The 19,483-nt window shown below is 71.2% G+C and carries 20 protein-coding genes; 15 read left to right on the forward strand and 5 right to left on the reverse strand.

The genetic code is table 11. From position 1 onward, the window contains the following. Positions 1-675 precede the first annotated feature (675 nt). From N5079_RS07240 to N5079_RS07255, 4 genes are all read left to right on the forward strand, one after another. The gene (locus tag N5079_RS07240) at positions 676-1,974 is read left to right on the forward strand and encodes a helix-turn-helix domain-containing protein (protein ID WP_261582794.1); all 1,299 of its coding nucleotides are present in this window, start codon (positions 676-678) and stop codon (positions 1,972-1,974) included. A gap of 115 nt (positions 1,975-2,089) precedes the next feature. Continuing rightward, positions 2,090-2,668: a copper resistance protein CopC gene (locus N5079_RS07245; RefSeq protein ID WP_261582795.1), complete on the forward strand. Its 579-nt coding sequence runs from the start codon at positions 2,090-2,092 to the stop codon at positions 2,666-2,668. 4 nt (positions 2,669-2,672) lie between these two features. Continuing rightward, the gene (locus tag N5079_RS07250) at positions 2,673-4,667 is read left to right on the forward strand and encodes a bifunctional copper resistance protein CopD/cytochrome c oxidase assembly protein (RefSeq protein WP_261582796.1); all 1,995 of its coding nucleotides are present in this window, start codon (positions 2,673-2,675) and stop codon (positions 4,665-4,667) included. Positions 4,668-4,806: 139 nt separating this feature from the next. Then, positions 4,807-5,220 (forward strand): sensor histidine kinase, encoded by a 414-nt coding sequence (locus N5079_RS07255; RefSeq protein ID WP_261582797.1) that lies wholly within the window; start codon positions 4,807-4,809, stop codon positions 5,218-5,220. 183 nt (positions 5,221-5,403) lie between these two features. Here the strand turns inward: N5079_RS07255 and map are convergent, their stop codons facing one another. Then, positions 5,404-6,252: a type I methionyl aminopeptidase gene (gene map / locus N5079_RS07260; protein WP_261582798.1), complete on the reverse strand. Its 849-nt coding sequence runs from the start codon at positions 6,250-6,252 to the stop codon at positions 5,404-5,406. Positions 6,253-6,295: 43 nt separating this feature from the next. On the opposite strand from map, the gene N5079_RS07265 reads away from it, so the two are divergent. Next, complete coding sequence (locus N5079_RS07265; protein ID WP_261582799.1) at positions 6,296-6,475, forward strand: hypothetical protein; 180 nt, start codon at positions 6,296-6,298, stop codon at positions 6,473-6,475. A gap of 293 nt (positions 6,476-6,768) precedes the next feature. Here N5079_RS07265 and N5079_RS07270 read toward each other — a convergent pair whose 3' ends face one another. Further along, complete coding sequence (locus N5079_RS07270) at positions 6,769-7,173, reverse strand: CBU_0592 family membrane protein (protein ID WP_261582800.1); 405 nt, start codon at positions 7,171-7,173, stop codon at positions 6,769-6,771. 105 nt (positions 7,174-7,278) lie between these two features. On the opposite strand from N5079_RS07270, the gene N5079_RS07275 reads away from it, so the two are divergent. Then, on the forward strand, positions 7,279-8,232 hold the full coding sequence (locus tag N5079_RS07275) for a LysR family transcriptional regulator (RefSeq protein ID WP_261582801.1): 954 nt from the start codon (positions 7,279-7,281) through the stop codon (positions 8,230-8,232). A gap of 311 nt (positions 8,233-8,543) precedes the next feature. Here N5079_RS07275 and N5079_RS07280 read toward each other — a convergent pair whose 3' ends face one another. Then, positions 8,544-9,122 carry a hypothetical protein gene (locus N5079_RS07280; protein ID WP_261582802.1) on the reverse strand — a complete coding sequence of 193 codons (579 nt, stop codon included), beginning with the start codon at positions 9,120-9,122 and terminating at the stop codon, positions 8,544-8,546. Positions 9,123-9,252: 130 nt separating this feature from the next. On the opposite strand from N5079_RS07280, the gene N5079_RS07285 reads away from it, so the two are divergent. The 6 genes from N5079_RS07285 to N5079_RS07310 all read left to right on the forward strand — a co-directional run bounded on the left by N5079_RS07285 (position 9,253) and on the right by N5079_RS07310 (position 14,501). Next, entirely contained in the window at positions 9,253-10,413 is a 1,161-nt protein-coding gene (locus N5079_RS07285) for a lipase family protein (protein WP_261582803.1), read from the forward strand. 56 nt (positions 10,414-10,469) lie between these two features. Beyond that, the gene (gene npdG, locus N5079_RS07290) at positions 10,470-11,135 is read left to right on the forward strand and encodes an NADPH-dependent F420 reductase (RefSeq protein ID WP_261582804.1); all 666 of its coding nucleotides are present in this window, start codon (positions 10,470-10,472) and stop codon (positions 11,133-11,135) included. An 86-nt stretch (positions 11,136-11,221) separates the two neighbouring features. Beyond that, positions 11,222-12,514, forward strand: coding sequence for an esterase-like activity of phytase family protein (locus N5079_RS07295; RefSeq protein WP_261582805.1), 1,293 nt, complete (start codon positions 11,222-11,224; stop codon positions 12,512-12,514). A gap of 58 nt (positions 12,515-12,572) precedes the next feature. Then, positions 12,573-13,364 carry an FAD-binding protein gene (locus N5079_RS07300; protein WP_261582806.1) on the forward strand — a complete coding sequence of 264 codons (792 nt, stop codon included), beginning with the start codon at positions 12,573-12,575 and terminating at the stop codon, positions 13,362-13,364. 296 nt (positions 13,365-13,660) lie between these two features. Next, positions 13,661-14,155 (forward strand): hypothetical protein, encoded by a 495-nt coding sequence (locus N5079_RS07305; RefSeq protein WP_261582963.1) that lies wholly within the window; start codon positions 13,661-13,663, stop codon positions 14,153-14,155. Positions 14,156-14,168: 13 nt separating this feature from the next. Continuing rightward, positions 14,169-14,501, forward strand: a complete 333-nt coding sequence (locus tag N5079_RS07310) for a ferredoxin family protein (RefSeq protein ID WP_261582807.1) — start codon at positions 14,169-14,171, stop codon at positions 14,499-14,501. A gap of 39 nt (positions 14,502-14,540) precedes the next feature. On the opposite strand, the gene N5079_RS07315 is transcribed toward N5079_RS07310, so the two are convergent. After that, positions 14,541-14,852, reverse strand: coding sequence for a hypothetical protein (locus N5079_RS07315; RefSeq protein WP_261582808.1), 312 nt, complete (start codon positions 14,850-14,852; stop codon positions 14,541-14,543). 115 nt (positions 14,853-14,967) lie between these two features. Here N5079_RS07315 and N5079_RS07320 point away from each other — a divergent pair, with 115 nt between their 5' ends. Both N5079_RS07320 and N5079_RS07325 read left to right on the forward strand, forming a co-directional pair. Continuing rightward, a complete protein-coding gene (locus N5079_RS07320; RefSeq protein WP_261582809.1) occupies positions 14,968-16,161 on the forward strand; it encodes a trans-sulfuration enzyme family protein in 1,194 nt (397 codons plus the stop codon). Positions 16,162-16,165: 4 nt separating this feature from the next. Beyond that, on the forward strand, positions 16,166-17,107 hold the full coding sequence (locus N5079_RS07325; protein WP_261582810.1) for a threonine/serine dehydratase: 942 nt from the start codon (positions 16,166-16,168) through the stop codon (positions 17,105-17,107). 66 nt (positions 17,108-17,173) lie between these two features. Here N5079_RS07325 and panB read toward each other — a convergent pair whose 3' ends face one another. Further along, positions 17,174-18,058, reverse strand: a complete 885-nt coding sequence (gene panB, locus N5079_RS07330) for a 3-methyl-2-oxobutanoate hydroxymethyltransferase (protein ID WP_261582811.1) — start codon at positions 18,056-18,058, stop codon at positions 17,174-17,176. A 223-nt stretch (positions 18,059-18,281) separates the two neighbouring features. Here panB and N5079_RS07335 point away from each other — a divergent pair, with 223 nt between their 5' ends. Continuing rightward, positions 18,282-19,478, forward strand: a complete 1,197-nt coding sequence (locus N5079_RS07335; protein ID WP_261582812.1) for an MFS transporter — start codon at positions 18,282-18,284, stop codon at positions 19,476-19,478. Positions 19,479-19,483: the final 5 nt, after the last annotated feature.

Raw genomic sequence — 19,483 nt, forward strand, 5'->3', positions numbered from 1 at the left:
AAAGGCATCTTCAGAGGGCCCGCACTAAGCGAGGCGATCGTTTACGCCTCCGACTCCGCGCTCCGCCGCTTGACAGCCGACCCACCCGAACAATGCCGCACTCTCCGGCTGAGCGACGGGCGAAGCTCCTGGACGACGCGGTACCACCGCATCACGCTGCCCAATCCGCCAACTGGCCAGACCGTGGCGTACCGCCTGGAGGACGAGTCCGGCGCCAACCCGACCACGTGGGTCGCACTGACCCGCGATGGTGACTACCTCATCGAGGTCCGCCTCCTCATGCTGCCTCTCTCCGACGATGTGGCCGGTCAGCAGGCCATGCTCGATGATCTCATCCGTCAGGCCCACGCCATGGCGGCATCGACACTTCGTTGGGTGCGGCCATCCGGAACGTCATCCCCGGGTCAAGGGTCCCCAGGCTGACAGACCCGGGGAGGACTATGTGGGCCTGTCAGAGCCTTCTCGTTGTGAACTCGGCGTTGCTGAATAACGAGTCAGCAGCAGTAGTCGTTCACCAGACTTGTTGATGACTTGGCGGCACTCGCGGCCGTAACATTGCTGGCAGTGGCCAGACTGACCGATACAAGGGCGGTCAGGGCGAACAGCGCGAGGCGACGCATGAGGGTCTCTTTCGTGAGGGTTCGATAGCGGCCTACATCTTCTCAAGGGGTGCGTGTGACCAGTCAAGGTATGGTCGGCGAGCGGATCAAGCTGATCCGCAGGCAGCGTGGTCTGTCCCAGGCACAGCTTGCCCATCCTGAGTTGTCCGATAGCTACGTTTCTCTTATCGAAAGCGGCAAGCGTACCCCTACTCCTGCCGTGCTCGAACTGCTCGCCCAGAAACTCGACTGCTCGCTGACCTACCTCGTCAACGGCGTCACCGCCGAGCAGATGGAGGAGCTGGAGCTGGGGCTTCGCTTCGCCCGGCTGGCCCTGGAGAACGGTGATCTCACCGAGGCCAGGCGACTGTACGCGGAGCTTCTCCAGGAGAACAGCCTGGCAGGCCTCGCGTCGCTCTGGCAGGACGCCCAGTATGGTTACGCGCTCGCGACCGAGGCCTGCGGCGACCTGCCCACGGCGATCGCTCTCCTGACGACCCTCCGCCAGGCGGACACGGAGGCGCAGTCCCCGGAGCGCCGCGTTCAGATCGCCATCGCGCTCTGCCGGTGCTACCGCGACCTCGGCGACTTCCAGGCGGCCGTCCACGCCGGTGAGGACATGGTCGGGCTCGCGACGTCCCGCCCGGACTGGAGCGACGGCCTGGTCGAGCTGGGGTCCACGCTGCTGTCGGTCTACATCGAGCGGGGCGACCTGCTCCGCGCCCGGCAGTTCGCCGGCGAGCTTCTGGCGGCGGCCGAGGTGCTCGGCTCTCCCCGCTCCATCGTCGCGGCGTGCTGGAACGCCGCGATGGCCGCCGACGCGCTCGGGTCCGGCGAGGAGGCGATGTCCCTCATCGAGCGGGCGCTGGCCGTCCACTCGGAGAACGGCGAGCCGCGCAACCTCGCCCGGCTTCGCTCCGCCTACGCCAAGCTGCTGCTGCGGGTGCGGGGAGCTGAGGCCCTCGCCGCCAGGGACCTGTCAGCCCGCGCGCTGCGGGAGCTCAAGGAGTCGTCCGCTGGAACGGCGTCCATCGCCCGCTGCGAGCTGAACATCGCGCGTGCGGAGATGGCGCTGGGCAACCCGGACCAGGCCGCGGAGCACGCACTGACGGCACGGGACATGGCCGCCGACGGCACCAGCGCCGCCCTTCTCGCGGAGGCCCGCCTCGTCCTCGGCCAGGCGTACTGGCTCCAGCGCAGGGACGAGGAGTCCCTGACCGAACTGGCCGGCTCCGCCGCGTCGCTGGAGGGCGTCCCGCAGACGCGGAAGACGGCCGAGAGCTGGCTGGCCGTCGCGGAGGTGCGAGAGCGCATGGGCGAGCGCGGCGAGAGCATCGCCGCGTACGAGCGGGCGCTCGCCTGCGTGGGGCTCTAAAAGCTGCGTGGGGCTCTAGGGACACGACCTGAGCGCCCCGCAGGAGCGGGCGCGCGCCGATGTCTTCCGGCGCGGGGTATGGACCGGACCCCCGCGTCGGTAGCCTTGGTATGCCATGAAGAAACCTCCGATCGCCGCCGTCGTCGCGTTCGTCGTGACTCTCCTGCTCGGTACGGCACTCGCCCTGCCGGCACAGGCGCACACGTCGCTCAAGAGCAGCGACCCGCAGAAGAACGCGCAGGTGGAGACGCTGCGCAAGGTGACCCTCGAGTTCACCGAGTCCGTGCGCTTCCCGGTCGTGATCGTGCGCGGTGCGAACGGCGACCGCTACGAGAGCGGCGACCCGGTGGTCAACGGGCCGAAGGTGAGTGAGGCCGTCGCGGACGGCGTGCCCCCGGGCAGGTACACGATCGCCTGGCGGGTCGTTTCCGAGGACGGCCACCCGGTCGAGGGGGAGATCCCCTTCACCGTCGTCGGGGCGAAGACGTCCTCGCCGAGAGCCACGGCCTCCCCGCCGCCGGCGGCTGAGGCTTCCGCTCCGCCCGCTCCGGCCACCACCGCCGCCGGGGCCGCCAAGGACGCCGACGACGCCGGGGACGACAGCCCGAAGATCCCCGGCTGGCTCTGGGCCGTGGTCTTCGGACTCGCCGGCATCGGCATCGGGATGTTCCTGAGTGTGCGGAAGAAGCCGTGATGCCGTGAACAGGACGCTGCGCCTGACTGTGGCCGCGCTCTGCGCGGCGGCGGGAGCCTTAGTGATCGGGATGGTCGCCGGAGGCGCCGCCACTCCGCGGATCATTCCCGGCCTGCCCGACGAGGGCATGCTCACCCGCTGGGCGCTGCCCTTCTCCAAGCTCGCCGTGGACGTCTCGGGCGTGCTGACCGTGGGCCTGCTGGCGTTCGCCGCCGTCTTCCTGCCCAGTGACAAGGGCCTGCTGGGCAAGCCCGCCCTGGGCTACGTCAAGGCCGCCTCGTGGACCGCGCTGGTCTGGGCCGTCGCGGCCGGCTCCTCGCTGATCTTCAGCCTGTCGGAGGCGCTCGGCCTGCCGGTCGGCGAGATCCTGGGCGGCAACTACCTGACGAGCTACGCCAGCCAGATTCCGCAGGGCATCGCGCTCACGCTCGTCGTCCTGTTCGGTGTCGCCATCGCGCTGTTCGCCCGCGGCGCGATCACCGTCGGAGCGGCCGGCGGGCTCCTGGTCTTCGCGCTCGCGACCCTGCTGCCGCCCGCCCTGACCGGGCACACCTCCACGTCACCCAACCATGGCCTCGCCACCACGTCGGTCGCCTTCCACCTGGTCTTCCTGGCGCTGTGGGTGGGTGGCCTCGGAGTGCTCTGCGTCCATGCCCTGCGCGGAGAGCGCCAGCTCGACGTCGCCGCGGCCCGGTTCTCCACGATGGCGCTCTGGTGCTTCGTGGGCGTCGGACTGTCCGGCGTCGCCAGCGTGCTGGCGCGGCTCGCGTCCGTCAGCGCCCTGTTCACCTCGGCCTACGGGCTGATGCTGCTGGCCAAGACCGCCGCCTTCGTCGTGCTCGGCGTGGTCGGGTACCGGCATCGCGGAAGGACGGTGCCGCGGCTGGCCGAGGGCGAGCCGCACGCGTTCCTCCGCCTCGCCCTCGGCGAGATCGCGCTCATGGCGGCCACCGTCGGCCTCGCCGTGGCCCTGGCGCGGACCGCCCCGCCGGCGGTCAAGGTGCCGCCGGACCGTGCTTTCGAGCTGCTCGGCTACCTGGTCCCGCCCCCGGTCTCGCTGGCCAACCTGCTGACCCTGTGGTGGTTCGACCTGTTCTTCGCCGTCATCGCGGCGACGCTGGCCGGGCTGTACGCCGCGGGGGTCGTGCGGCTCAGGCGCCGCGGCGACAAGTGGCCGTGGGGCCGCACCGTCAACTGGTTCCTCGGCGTGGTCATCCTGGTGCTGGCCACCCAGAGCGGCGTGGCCCGCTACGCCCCGGTGCTGTTCAGCGTGCACATGACCGAGCACATGGTCCTTTCCATGCTTGTCCCGATCTTCCTGGTGCTGGGCGCGCCGATCACCCTCGCGCTGCGCGCGCTGAAGCCCGCCGCCCGGCGGGGTGACCGGGGGCCGCGCGAGTGGATCACGGTGATCCTGCACAGCCGGGCCGCGAAGTTCATCGCCCACCCCGCCATCGCCACGGCGATCTTCGTCACCTCGACGTACGCCCTCTACTTCACGCCGCTGTTCGCGTCCGCCATGGAGGAGCATCTCGGGCACATCGCGATGACGCTGCACTTCCTCCTCAGCGGCTGCCTGTTCTTCTATGTGATCATCGGGGTCGATCCGGGGCCGCAGCGGCTGCCCTACGTCGGTCGCCTGCTGCTGCTCCTGGTCACCATGCCGTTCCACGCGTTCTTCGGGCTGGCGCTGATGAGCATGGGCACGGTCCTCGCGTCGAGGTGGTACGACCAGCTCGGCCGTACGTGGGGGGCGTCCTCGGTGTCCGACCAGCAGACCGGTGGTGGGATCGCCTGGGCCTTCGGTGAGATCCCGACGCTGATCGTGCTGCTCGCGCTCGCCATCCAGTGGTGGCGTGACGACGACCGGGCCGCCCGCCGCGCCGACCGCCGCGCGGACGCCGCGGCGGCGAAGACCGGGGGCACCGGTGACGCCGAGCTGGATGCCTACAACGACTACCTCGCCAAGCTGAACAAGCGGGACGCGGCCGCCGAGTAGAGACCCAGGCCCATCTCGTCCACGGTGATTACCACGCCACCCCCGGGGGTAGCGTGGCGAGTCCGAGAACGGGAATCACTCAATGGAGACGCGGCATCCCAAGCGGGCGGGCCCGTGCGGCGGGTCAGGAGGGTGGGGATTGTCCGAGGAAGTTCGCCTTCGCAAAGGCGAGGGCCTCACCCAGGCACTGGAGGACTACCTCGCTGACTGGACCGAGAGGTCCGGCATCGTGGTGGAGACCTGGGCGCTGCCCGCCGAAACCGTGCCCAGGCGCCTCGCCCAGGCCGTGTTCGCGACGGTCGCCGAGGCGCTGACCAACGTCGAACGGCACAGCGGCGCCACGCACGTCTCCATCGCGGTGACGCTCGGCCGGAGCGGCCTGCGGCTCACGGTGAGCGACGACGGCGCGGGGTTCGAGCTGGACAGGCCCAGCAGGATCGCCGGCAAGGGGCTGGCCGCCATGCGCGCCCATTTCGCCGAGGTGGGCGGCACGCTCAGGATCAACAGCGTCCCCGGGGGCGGCACCACGATCACCGGCGTCATCCCGGCCTGACCCGCGGGGACCGTTTCGGCCGTAGCCGGGGGAGACGCACCGGGAATCCAATGCGTGATCGGCAACCGCTGGATGGCAGGTCCAGCCGTATGGCCGGGAACTCGTGCATGATCACGAACTGGCGAGTGGCAGGTCGAGGCGCTCGGCCGGGACTCCGTGCATGATCACGGCGGGGGGTGAGGGTCAGGGGAGTGTGAGGATCTCGTGACCCGAGTCGGTCACCAGCACCGTGTGCTCGAACTGGGCGGTCCGCTTGCGGTCCTTGGTCACCGCGGTCCAGTGGTCCGGCCAGATCTCGTATTCGATCGTCCCGAGCGTGAGCATCGGCTCAATCGTGAACGTCATGCCCGGCACCAGGGTGACCGAAAGCGACGGGTCGTCGTAATGCGGGACGATCAGGCCGGAATGGAACGACGCCCCGATGCCGTGGCCGGTGAAGTCACGGACCACGCCGTAGCCGAAACGCTTGGCGTACGCTTCGATCACCCGGCCGACGATGTTGAGCTGCCGTCCGGGGGCGACCGCCTTGATGGCCCGCATAGTGGCCTCGTGGGTCCGCTCGACCAGCAGGCGGGACTCCTCGTCGACGTCTCCCACGAGGTAGGTCGCGTCCGTGTCCCCGTGCACGCCGCCGATGTAGGCGGTGATGTCCACGTTGACGATGTCGCCGTCGTTCAGAACCGTGTCGTCGGGGATGCCGTGGCAGATCACCTCGTTGATCGAGGTGCACAGCGACTTCGGATAGCCGCGGTAGCCGAGCGTGGACGGGTAGGCGCCGTGGTCGCAGAGGAACTCGTGGCCTATCCGGTCGAGCTCGTCGGTGGTCACGCCGGGGGCGACGTGCCTGCCGACCTCCTCGAGGGCCTGGGCGGCGATCCGGCCCGCGATCCGCATCTTCTCGATGGTCTCCGGGGTCTGGACGTCGCTGCCGCCCTTCTTCGGTTCGGCCTTCCCCACATACTCCGGGCGCTCGATGTTGGCGGGGACCTTGCGGGTGGGCGAGATTCGCCCGGGCCGGAGCAGCGTCGTCATGCCGACAAGTCTAGTTGGGCTTTCACGGGGCAGGATTAGCGGCGTGAGCGATCAATGGTGGTTCTGCCTCAAGCACATGCGCGTCGAGCCCGAGAAGGGCTGCCCCAACAAGGACCGGCTCGGCCCCTACGAGACGGAGGAGGCGGCGGCCAACGCCCTGCAGACCGCGGCCGAGCGGAACAAGGCCTGGCGGGAGCAGGACAAGAAGTGGGACGACGACTGACCGTTGGTCCGGCAGTCCGGCAGTCCGGCAGTCCGGCCAGCGGCCCGCCCCCACCCCTCCCGCGTGATCATGCACAGGTTCCCGGCGACACGGGACGACGTGGGCGACCACAAGACGTGATCATGCACAGGTTCCGGAAACCGAGGACGACCTGCGCGAACGCCAGACGTGATCATGCGCCTGTTGCGGTCCTTGGGTGACCTTTCAGGCCGCTGGCTTCAGCGGTCCCTCGGTTCGGTCGTCCCGTGTGGCCGCTCCGCCCGGGCCCGCTCCAGCGGTGTCCAGGCCCTCCCTTAAGCCGGTCCTCGTCCCGCGCCCGTCATGACAGGTGCGGAGTCCGGTCCGGCGGCGGGTTCGGTGGCGGAGCCGGCGGTGTGTACGGCATCCGGCTTGGCTGTTGGTCCGGCGTCCGGGCCGTTGACGGGTTCGGTCGCCCCGGCGTGCCGCCGGCCGGCCGCCCGCCGCGCTACGAACCGGCCGACGGTCACGACGCCGATGCCGCTCCACACCATGTTGAGGATCGCGGACGGCCACGCCGCGTGGTAGGCGCTGTTGACCATCAGCGTGGCGGCTCCGCCGAAGTTCAGAAGCTGGTACGGCAGCCCGTTTCCGGACATCTTCCCGGCCGATACCATCGCGTAGCCGTACAGCAGGGCCATGGCCCCGAAGGTGCCAATGATGGTGACAAATGTGGACATTTGGGGTCACTCGCTACCGGGAAGGCTGTTCATGCCTCAATGATCCCGCCGGTCCCGACTGAAGCGCAAGTGAAGAAATCTTAAGCGTCGCGTAAGCTGTCCTGTATGGAGATCGACCCCCGGCGGCTGCGGGTTCTGCACGAGGTCTTTCGCAGGGGTGGAGTCATGAAGGCCGCCGAGGCGCTGCACCTTACGCCGTCCGCGGTCTCCCAGCAGCTCGCGCAGCTGGAGCGGGAGGTCGGCCTGGCGCTCGTCGACCGGTCGCAGCGCCGTGTCACGCTGACTCCGGCCGGGCGGGTGCTCGCGGCCTACGCCGAGCGGATCGAGGAGCAGCTCGTCGAGGCCCGGCAAGAGCTCAACCGCTTCACCGAGCGGCTGTCCGGCCCGGTCACGATCGCGGCGTTCCCCACGGTGATCCGCCACCTCCTCGTGCCCGGGCTTCGCGAGCTCGCCGCACGGCATCCGCGGATCACGCCGGTCATCCGCGAGCTGTTCGGACCGTCGGCCGTGCAGGAGCTCCGCCTGGGCGGCGTCGACCTGGTCGTGACCGAGCGGGACATGAGCCAGCCGGCCTCCTCGCTGCCGTCGATGTCGCGGCATCCGCTGTACGACGACGAATATCGCATCGTCGCCCCACCGGCCTGGGCGGACATTCCCTGCACAGTAAACGACCTGGTAGACCTGCCCTGGGTGGCGGGCGTGCCCGACCAGGCGTGCGGCCAGGCGCTGGAGCGGCTGGCCCAGCTCCAGGGATTCGCGCCGCGCCGGGTGCATGTGATCGCCGAGTTCCCGCCCGTGCTCGGGCTCGTGTCGGCCGGTCACGGGGTGGCCATCGTGCCTTCCCTGGCCCTTCTCGACGTGCCGCCGGGCGAGGTGGTGGTGACCGGCATCCGCGGCGTCGGATCCCGCCGGATCGAGGCGCTGACCCGCGTGAGCCGTACGACGTCGGGGGAGCCGGACCCCGTGCAGGCCGTCGTGATCGAGGTGCTCAGGGAGGCCGCGGACGGGGTCGCCAGGAGAGTCGGCGAGCTGAGCCGTTCCCCGGAGGTCTCCGCCTGATCGTCTCCTCCGCGCACCTGCCATGTGATCATGCACATGTTCCCGTACGCGCCGTCCCACCTGGCGCTTTGGGTATCGTGATCATGCATGACGAGGATGCGCCTGACGGACAGACACGCTGCATGATCACAACGAGTGTCGGCGCTGATCAGACGGCGTGCGGCGGAATCACTGCGTGATCACGACGCGGGAAGCTTCACGTCCCCGGGCTTCCCGGGAAACCCCGCATGATCACGACGCGGGAGGCTCCACGTCGCCTGGCTTCCCGGGAAACCCTGCATGATCACGGCGATGGTTGGATGGCCGGCGCTCTAGTCGGGGACACGGGGGCCGGTCACGCGCTCGGCGAGCCGGGCGAGGCGCTCCCGCAGGCGGAGCCGCCGGACCTCCCCGGCCGCCGTGCTCACGAGGTGCTGCGCCACGTCGAAGCTCACCGGCCCATCGTCGGACGGTACGGCTATCGCGTCGTGCGCCAGCGACTCCAGCTCAGGGTCGCCGCCGTCGAGGGCGAGGATCGTGGCGCCGGTACGGCGGGCGTCGTCCACGCGCTCCAGGAGCGGCACGGGCGCCCGCTGCTCCGCCACGACGAAGAGGGTCTCCCCGCGGCGGGTCTCCTTGAGGCGGTCGAGCCCCACGCGCAGATGCGGCGGCGCGTTCTCGGGAGGCGCCCAGCGCAGGAGTGTGGGGGAGAGCTGGGACAGGCCCGACAGCCTCGCCTCGTCGGCCAGGTGGGCGGTGACGTGCCAGGGCTCGTCCTGGGGCGTGCCGACGACGAGCAGCCCGCCCGAGGAGCGGGTGGTCCGGAGGGCCAGGCCGAGCTCGCGGGTGCGCTCGACCCAGCCGGTCGACGCGAGCACCTCGCGGAGCAGGCTCACCGACGCAGCGTCCATGTGGTCATGGTGCCTGACAAGGCACGGTGAGGTCGCGGCAATTGGGTTCTTGACACGAGGTTACCTCCAGGTAACGATCTGCCCACGGCGCCGTTGTTGGAAACTGATCCAATAGCCGGAGGGCGGCTCAATGAACCATCGCGTTCGTGCCACCATGTCCATGATCCTGTCCACGGTCGGGGCTCTCCTACTGCTGCCCGCGCTGGGCGGCACCGCGCGATCCACTTCGGCCGGCGACGTCGTCGAGGCCCGGCCCACCACCGTCTACCTGGCGCCCGGGAAGCTCCTGGAGGTGCCGGTGAAGACCTGGCACATCCTCTACCGGTCCACCTCGGCGACCGGCGCGTCCAACGTCGTCTCGGGCACCCTGCTCGTCCCCAACTCCCCCTATCCGCTCGGCAGGCGCCCGATCGCCGGCTACGCCGTGGGAACCCACGGGATGGGGGACCAGTGCGCCCCCTCGGCCGCCATGGCGAACGGCACCGAGGCCGAGCTGGCGTTCGTGAGCCTGATGCTGCTCAAGGGCTGGGCCGTCGCCGTCACCGACTACGAGGGCCTCGGGACGCCGGGCGACCACACCTACATGGCCGGGATCTCGCAGGGTCATGCCGTACTCGACGCGATCAGGGCGGCGATCAGGCTGCCGGAGGCGAAGCTGTCCGGGGACGCCCCCGTCGTGGTCATGGGCTACTCCCAGGGCGGCTCCTCGGCGGCGTGGGCCGCGCAGCTCCAGCCGTCGTACGCTCCCGAGCTGCGACTGAAGGGAGTCGCGGCGGGCGGGGTGCCGGCCGACCTCCAGGCGGTGGCCGACCATCTCGACGGCACGGACGACTTCGGACTGGCCGCCGCGGCCGGCGTCGGGCTGGACGCGGCCTATCCGGAGCTCAGGCTGAACAGCTACCTCACGCCGGAGGGGGCGGCCCTCTTCGACGACGCGCGTGACGACTGCGTGGCCGAGCTGAGGTCCAAGCTAGCGGGACGGCACCTGAGCGACCTCACGACCACCGACGTCATGCACCGGCCCGACTGGCAGGCGCGGCTCCGGGAGAACCGTCTCGGCGCGGCCTCCCCGAGGGTGCCGCTGTTCCTCTACCACGCCAAGGGCGACGAGATCATCCCGTACGGCGTGGACAGGACGCTGCGCGACGAATACTGCGCTCGCGGGGTGAAGGTGCTGTGGAAGGGCCTCCCGGCGGGGAGCCACGTCCTCGGCGCCGTGGAGGGTGGCCCGCTGGCCGTCGGCTGGCTGGCCAACCGGGTGCTCGGCCTTCCGGCGCTCACCAACTGCTGAGGTACCGCCCCGCCCCGGGGGACCGTCAACCGGGGCGGGCTGGCATCATCTGTCCCATGGCTGAGCACAACGACCTTCCCGACGTCACCACGCTGTCCATCGGCATCCTGGGTGGAACGGGAGACCAGGGCAAAGGACTGGCCCACCGGTTCGCCCAGGCAGGGCACCCGGTGCTGATCGGCTCCCGCAGCGCCGAACGCGCGCGGGAGGCGGCGGACACCATCGGCGTCCGCGGGGCGGAGAACGCCGCCGTCGCCGCCGAGGCGGACATCGTGATCGTCGCGGTGCCGTGGGAGGGGCACAAGGCACTGCTGGAGTCGCTGCGCGAGCAGCTCGACGGGAAGATCGTCGTGGACTGCGTGAACCCGCTCGGCTTCGACAAGCAGGGCGCCTACGCGCTGCCGGTCGAGGAGGGGAGCGCGGCGCAGCAGGCGGCGGCAGTGCTGCCGGGCAGCCGGGTCGTGGCGGCCTTCCACCACGTGTCGGCCGTGCTCCTGCTCGACCGGGCGGTGGAGAAGATCGACCTGGACGTGCTCGTGCTCGGGGACGACCGGGAGGCCACCGACACCGTGCAGGCGCTCGCGGCGCGCATCCCGGGAGCCCGGGGCGTCTACGCGGGGCGGCTCCGCAACGCCCACCAGGTCGAGGCGCTGACCGCCAACCTGATCTCCATCAACCGCCGCTACAAGGCGCACGCCGGGGTCCGGATCACTGACGTGTAGGCCACTCCGGGTTCATCTGATCGTCACCGCGGAGACGTTCGCGTTCACTACTTTCGGGCGCTGTCCATCGTCTGAAAGGTTCCAAGGTGCTACGTCCCGTCTCCGCCGGTCTGGTGCTCGCCGCGGCAGTCGCTCTCTCGGTCCCCGGTACGGCTGCCGCGGCCCCCGCCCAGGGGCCCGCCGTCGTCTCCGACGTGACCCTCCCCGCTCCCGCGCTGAAGCAGGTGCAGCCCGGCATCGCCGACGACCACGGCATCAGGCTGGGCGGCGTCGGCAGCGGCCTGTTCCCCGCCGAAGAGCCGGGCGAGTTCTGGCTGTTCACCGACCGTGGGCCGAACGGCCAGCCCACGGTGAACGGGGAGAAGCGCCGCACCTTCCCGGTGCCGGAGTTCGACCCGGCCATCGTCAAGGTCGCCCTCAAGCACGGCACGGCCAAGATCAAGAAGTACCTGCCGATCGTCGGCACGTCGGGCAAGGGCGTGACCGGCCTGCCCGACCAGGCGGGCCACGACGAGACCCCCTACACGTGGGACGGGCTTACCGCCCTGCCGTACAACCCGGACGGGCTGGACACCGAGGATCTCGTGCGCACCCGCGAGGGCGACTTCTGGCTGGTGGACGAGTACGGCCCGTCGCTGCTGCACGTGTCGCGGAAGGGCCGGGTGCTGGAGCGATACGTGCCGGGCGGCCTCAACCTGACCGGCACGGACTACCCGGTCAAGGACACGCTGCCCGCGATCCTGGCGAGCCGCCAGCAGAACCGGGGCTTCGAGGGTCTGGCCATCTCCGCCGACCAGCGCACGCTCTTCCTGGCCGTCCAGAGCCCGCTGGCCAACCCGGACAAGAAGACCGCCAAGAAGTCGCGCGTCGGGCGCATCCTCACCTTCGACCTGCGCAGCCGCAAGGTCACCGGGGAGTACGCCTACCAGTTCGAGGCCGTCACGACCTTCGACCCGAAGGTGAACGGCGACCAGAGCGAGATGAAGATCTCCGGGCTCGCCTACGCCGGCCGCGGCCGTCTGCTGGTCGACGAGCGCACGGACAACGTCGCCCGGATCTACCAGATCGATCTGTCCAAGGCGACGAACCTGTTGGGCGGCCCCTTCGACTCCCCGGCGACCACGCCGTCCCTTGAGGCGCTGACCGACCTGTCCGCGATCACCCTCCCGGCCAAGTCGCTGGTCCTGGAGCCGAACACGCTGGTCCCCTCGCTTCCGGGCAAGATCGAGGGCATCGCAGTGGTCGACCCGTGGACCGTCGCGCTCGCCAACGACAACGACTTCGGCCTCGGCGACTTCGACGCGAACGGCAAACTGATCGACAGCGGCGTGTCGAGCCGTGTCGTCATCGTCAAGCTCGCCAAGCCCCTCGGCCGGTAAGAGACAATTCATTGTAAAAAGGTAGGTTTTATGGGTTAAATGGCGATGAGGAGGGACCATGACCGATCTGGATCTCATCGCCGATGTGTTCGTGGCGGGCGGCGGCCCGGCGGCGGCCTGGGCGGCGCTCAAGGCGGCCGAGGCCGGGGCCGACGTGATCGTCGCCGACAAGGGGTACCTCGGGACGAGCGGCGCCACGGCGGCGGCGGGAACCGGCGTCTGGTACGTCCAGCCGGACCCCGCCGCCCGCGAGGAGGCCATGGCGAGCCGTGAGGGCCTGGGCGGCTACCTGGCCGACCGGGGCTGGATGGCCCGGGTGCTCGACCAGACCTACGCCAACATGAACGAGCTGGCCACTCTCGCCCGCTACCCATTCCCCGTCGGGGAGGACGGCCGCCAGATCCGGCGCGGTCTCCAGGGCCCCGAGTACATGCGCCGCATGCGCCTGCGGGTCAGGCGGGCAGGGGTGCGCATCCTCGACCACAGCCCCGTGACGGAGCTCCTCGTCGACGGCGACGGCGCGGTGGCGGGCGCCGCCGGCCACCGCCGCCAGCACGACCAGCCCTACCGGGTCCGGGCGGGCGCCGTGGTGCTGGCCACCGGTGGCTGCGCCTTCCTGAGCAAGGCGCTGGGCTGCGACGTAACACCGGAGACGGAGCGCTGTACGCGGCCGAGGCCGGCGCGGAGATGTCGGGCATGGAGTTCTCCAACGCCTACGCCATCGCGCCGGAGTTCACCTCGGTCACCAAGACGGCCTTCTACTCCTTCGCCACCTTCTACCACGAGGACGGGACAGTCCTTCAGGGCGCGGGGTCGCACAGCCGGTCGGTCATCGCGCGGGCCCTGCTGAAGGAGCGGGTCTTCTGCCGTCTCGACCTGGCCGACGCCGGCGCCAGGGCCGCGATGCGGCTGGCCCAGCCGAACTTCTTCCTGACCTTCGACCGGCTCGGCGTCGACCCCTTCACCCAGCTCTTCCCGATCACGCTGCTCGCCGAGGGGACCGTGCGCGGCACGGGCGGCGTCCGCGTCGCCGGCGACGACTGCTCGACCTCAGTGCCCGGCCTGTACGCCGCGGGGGACGCGGCCACACGAGAGCCGATCTGCGGCGGCTTCACCGGGGGCGGCAGCCACAACGCGGCCTGGGCCATGTCGTCCGGTACGTGGGCCGGGGTCGGGGCCGCCCGCCACGCCCGCTCCCTCGGCGGCCGGGCGGCGAGCCGTACGGTCAGGGGCGCGGGCGGCGCGGGACTGCGGCCGACCGGCACGTCCCCGGCGGACACCCACCGTGAGATCGTCGCGGCGGTCCAGGCGGAGGTCCTGCCGTACGACAAGAACTATCTGCGGCACGGCGACCGGCTGCGTCCCGCGCTGGCGGCCCTCGACGGCGTGTGGGCCGAGGCCAGGCGGTCGCTGCGCGCCGACGGGGCCGACGTGATCAGGGCCCGCTCGGCCGCGGCGATGGTGGCGCACGCGCGCTGGATGTACAACGCCGCCCTCGCGAGGACCGAGACGCGCGGCATGCACAAGCGCGAGGACTTCCCCTCCCAGGATCCGGCGCAGCACCACAGGCTCCTCACCGGCGGCCTGGACGAGGTGTGGACCGCGCCGGAGGCCCCGGCGACCGTGGCGGTGGCGTCGTGATGGAGAGGGCGTCATGATCGAGATCGTTTCCCGCGAGCGGTGCGTGGCCTGCGACAAGTGCGTCGAGGTCTGCCCGACGGACGTCTTCCGGCGGGGCGAGGACGGCATCCCGGTCATCGCCCGGCAGTCCGACTGCCAGACGTGCTTCATGTGCGAGGCGTACTGCCCGGTGGACGCCCTGTTCGTCGCGCCCCAGGCCCATCCACTGCCGGAGCGTCCCGACGAGGCGGACGTGCCGCTGGGAAGTTATCGGAGGCAGATCGGCTGGGGACACGGCCGCAAACCGGGAGCGCTGCTCGCCATCGGCCCGGCCCTGCCCGGAAGCAACGGCCCGCTCATCTCCTGACGACCGGGGGTCACGACGTCCTGAGCGCGTGGACCGGGGTCACGGCGCGGGCACGTCCGCGCGTGTCCCGACATCGGACGTGGGCAACTCCATGACGAGGTGGAAGCGGCCGTCGCCGGTGCGTCGCGTCTCCACGGTCCCGCCGAGCTGGGCCGCCCGCTCGGTGAGACCGGTCACCGCGTTGCCGTACGGCCCGGGTGGCGGCGCGTTGTCGTTGACCAGTTCGAGCCGGACGGCGCTCTTCGACCGTGAGACGGTGATCGAGCAGGTCATGGCGCGGCTGTGCCGTACGACATTGGTGATTTCCTCGCGCACCGCCCACGCGAGGGTCTCGTCGGCGGGCCGGGCCAAGACCGGCGACGTCGCCGCCGTCCATGTGGCCCCGAGTGCGGCCGGCGGTAGTGATTCTGGGGCGCCGGCTGATTGGATCTGACAAATCTGGGCGATATCGGTCATTCTGGTCGGCATGAGTGCTCTTCGTCCGGAGACCCGTGCGGTCCATCTGCCCAAGCCGGAGCTGAACGGCAGCACGCCGATCTCGGTGCCGATCTACCAGACGTCCGGTTTCGTCTTCGACGACCCGGCGGTCTTCGCCGACGGGATGGCCCGGCCCGACGGGGCGTACGTCTACGGGCGGCTGTCGAACCCGACCGTCCGCGCCCTGGAGGAGGCCGTGGCGGACCTGGAGGGCGGCGTCGCGGCGATCGCGACCGGCTCGGGGATGGGCGCGATCAACGCCGTGCTGCTCGGGCTGCTCGGGGCGGGAGACCACCTGATCGCCCAGACGGCCCTGTACGGTGGCACGGCCACCATGCTGGCCGGCCTGGCGGAACGCCACGGTGTCGAGATCACGTATGTGCCCGAGGCGGACCCCGCCGCGGTCCGCGCGGCCGTGCGCCCCTCCACGAAGGCGCTGTACCTGGAGACGATCGCCAACCCGATGACACAGGTCGCCGACCTGCCCGGGATGTCCGCCGCCGGGCGGGAGGCCGGGCTGGTCACCGTGGTGGACAACACGTTCGCGTCGCCGATCCTGTGCCGGCCCATCGAGCACGGCGCCGACGTGGTGGTGCACTCCGCCACGAAGTACCTGTCCGGGCACACCGACGTCCTCGGCGGCGTCGCGGTCTTCGCGTCCTCCGAGCTGCACCGCCGGATCTGGTCGTACTCCCTCGAACTCGGCGCGACGGCCGATCCCTTCGCGGCGTGGCTCACGCTGCGCGGCATCCAGACGCTGCCCCTGCGCATGGAGCGCCACTGCGCGAACGCCCGGCTGCTGGCCACCCGGCTCGCCGGGCATCCCGCCGTGAGCGCCGTGCACTGGCCCGGCCTGCCGTCTCACCCGTCGTACGAGCTGGCCGCCAAGCTCCTGCCCGACTTCGGCGGCGTCTTCTCCTTCGACCTCGCCGGTGGCCGGGCCGCGGGGGAGTCCTTCATGCGTGCCGTACGGCTGGCACTGCTCGCGCCGTCGCTCGGCGGCGTCGAGACGCTGATCCTGCACCCGGCGACGACGTCCCACCGGTCCCTCAGCGCGCCGGAGCTCGCCGCCGCGGGGATCGGCGAGGGGACGGTGCGGGTGGCCGTCGGCATCGAGCACCCCGAGGACCTCTGGGCCGACTTCGAGCAGGCACTCGGCCGCCTCGGCGGATCGGCGGAGTGACCATATGACAGCCGTGACGATCGTGACCCGTGAGGACGTCGAGCGGGCCGCCTCCCGGATCGCCGGGCACGTCCGCCGGACGCCGGTCGCCGAGGTCGAGCCGGGGCTCTTCCTGAAGCTGGAGGGCATGCAGCACTCCGGCTCCTTCAAGGTGCGGGGCGGCTTCAACCGGATCCTGGCCGCCGCGGAGGCCAGGCCGCTCCCGGAGGGCGGCGTCATCGCGGCCAGCGGAGGCAACCACGGGATGGCCGTGGCGTACGCCGCCCGCGCCCTCGGCATCCGGGCGGAGATCTTCGTCCCGGAGGTCTGCGCGCCGGTCAAGGTCGAGGGGCTGCGCAGGCTGGGCGCGCACGTCACGCAGACCGGCGCCGTCTACGCGGACGCGTACGAGGCATCCCAGAAGCGGGCGGCCGAGACGGGAGCCCTGGAGATCCACGCCTACGACCAGCTGGAGGTGGCCGCCGGGCAGGGCAGCGTGGCGATCGAGCTGCTGGAGCAGGCCGGTGACCTCGACACCGTGCTGGTGGCCGTGGGCGGCGGCGGGCTGGTCACCGGAGTGGTCGCCGGCCTGGCGGGACGCGCCAAGGTGGTGGCGGTCGAGCCCGAGCGGATTCCCACGCTCCACCGGGCGCTGGAGGCGGGCGAGCCCGTCCGGGTCGAGGTGAGCGGCGTGGGCGCCGACGCTCTCGGGGCCAGCATGGCCGGGCGGCTGGCGTTCGCCACCGTGTCCGGCCAGGAGGCCGGCCGGTTCTCCAGCGTCCTCGTGACGGACGACGCCATCGTCGAGGCCCGCCGGGCTCTCTGGCGGGACCACCGGGTGGCCGCCGAGCACGCCGGGGCGGCGGCGCTCGCCGCCCTCCGGTCGGGGGTGTACGTCCCGGAGAACGGCGAGCGCGTGGCCGTCATCGTGTGCGGCGCCAACACCGACCCGGCGACCCTGGCCTGAGTGAAGCGGGCCTGAGTGAACCGGGCCTGAGTGAACCGGGCCTGAGTGAACCGGGCCCCGGCCTGGTCAGTGGTAGCTGTGGTCGGCGGTGGGGAACGCGCCGGAGACCACCTCGTCGGCGTAGGCGCGCACCGCCCGGTCCATCTCGCCGGCCAGGTCGAAGTACTTCTTCACGAACTTGGCCGGCCGGGGGGTCAGGCCCATGAGGTCCTGCCACACGAGGACCTGGGCGTCGGTGTCCGCGCCCGCGCCGATGCCGATGGTCGGGATGCTGAGCGACGTGGTCACCCGCTGGGCCAGGTCGCTCGGCACGCACTCCAGCACGACGGCGAAGGCGCCCGCGTGCTCCAGGGCCTTGGCGTCGGCCATGAGCTCGTCGCCCGACTGGCCGCGCCCCTGCACCCGGTAGCCGCCGAGGACGTTGACCGACTGCGGGGTCAGGCCGAGGTGGGCCATGACCGGGATCCCGGCCGACACGAGCAGCTCCACCTGGGGGAGCACCCGGTGGCCGCCCTCCAGCTTGATGGCGTGGGCCCCCGCCTCCTTCATGAAGCGCGCGGCGGTCTCCAGGGCCTGCTGCGGCGAGGCCTGGTAGGACCCGAACGGCAGGTCCGCGACGACCATCGCCCGGGACGAGCCCCGGACCACCGCGGCGGTGAGCGGGAGCAGGTCGTCGACCGTGACGGGCAGCGTCGAGTCGTAGCCGTAGACGACCATGGCGGCCGAGTCGCCGACGAGCATCACGGGGATGCCCGCCTCGTCGAACACCCTGGCGGTCATGGCGTCGTACGCCGTCACCATCGGCCACTTCTCGCGCCGCTCCTTGGCGGCCGCGAGGTCGCGGACGGTCACCCTGCGCCCCGCCTGGCCGCCGTAGAGGGCGGTCGGCCGGCTGGGCGCGGGCGTGCTCGATGCGGCGAGCGTGCTGGAAACAACGGAAACAGAGGACATGGCTACCTCCAGGCCTCGTGGCGCCCCTGTGGCGTCCCCGGACAGTCAGATCATCGCATGCCGTCCCGGGCTATAACACCCCGGGCGCGTGCGCTAATCCGGCGCGCGACACCACGCGGGCGCGCGGGACCAGAACCCGGCGGCGAGGACCGCGCCGGGGAAAACCAGTGGCGGAACTGTCGGAGGCGCAGGGCACAATGCCGTGCGGAGGTAAGCAATCACAATGGCCATCGAACCTTACCGGCGGGTGCTGGCGCTGCCGGGCGTCCGGGCGCTGCTGCTCGTCGGCCTGGTCGCCAGGATCCCCCTGACCGGCACGGGCATCACGCTGACGCTGCACGTCGTCAACAGCCTGGGGCTGGGCTTTCTGCAGGCCGGCCTCGTGGGCGCGGCCAGCATGGCCGGGGCGGCCGTCGGCTCGCCGCTGGCGGGAAGGTTCCTGGACAGGCGCGGGCTTCGGCCGGTGCTCGCCGTCACCACCCTCGTACAGCTCGCCTTCTGGTGCTGCGCTCCCGCCCTGCCGTACCAGGCTCTGGTGGCAGGAGCGGTGATAGCGGGCCTGTTCAGCCAGCCCGTGTTCGGGGCGATCCGGCAATGCCTGGCCGCGATGGTGCCCGCCGAGAGCCACCAGACCGGCTTCGCCCTGGACTCGATGGCCGTGGAGCTGTCGTTCATGGTGGGGCCCGCGCTGGCCGTGGCGAGCGTGACGGCGTTCTCCAGCACCGTGACGATGTACGCGGTGGGCGTGGGCCTGGTCGGCTCAGGGGCGGCGCTGTTCGCGCTCAACCCGCCGACGCGGTCGGCCGAGGAGGCCGCCCAGGAGGACTCGCAGGAGAAGGTCCCCCGGCGGCGATGGCTCGGGCCGGGCCTCCTCACCCTCCTCGGGGTCGCGTCCGCGCTGACGTTCGTGCTCACCGCGACCGAGTTGTCACTGGTCGCCACGCTGAAAGCCGCCGGCGCGACCGGCTGGACCGGCCTGGTGATCGCCATGTGGTGCGCCTACTCCGTGATCGGCGGCTTCGTGTACGGCGGGCTGCCCCGGGGATTCTCGCCCCTGCTACTGATCGGCGCGTTGTCCGCGCTCACGGCGCCGCTGGGATTCGTGGGCGGCGGGTGGTGGTGGCTCTGCCTCGCCCTCGTGCCCGCAGGGGTGCTGTGCGCGCCGTCCCTGTCCGCCACGGTCGACGCGGTCAACCGGCGCGTCCCGGCCGCCGTCCGGGGCGAGGCGATGGGGCTGCACGGCATGGCGCTGACCATCGGCGTCGCCTCGGCCGGGCCGATCGCGGGAGGGATCGTCGACTCCTACGGTCCGAGCTGGGCCTTCGCCGCATCCGGCGCGGTCGGAGTGCTCTTCGTCCTGGCCGCCGTGCCGTTCTGGCGCGACGTCCGCCGGCCCGCGGCCGATCCCGTCACCGCCTGACGGCT

This window comes from Planotetraspora sp. A-T 1434 (assembly GCF_025420585.1).
GTDB lineage: Bacteria > Actinomycetota > Actinomycetes > Streptosporangiales > Streptosporangiaceae > JAOEGB01.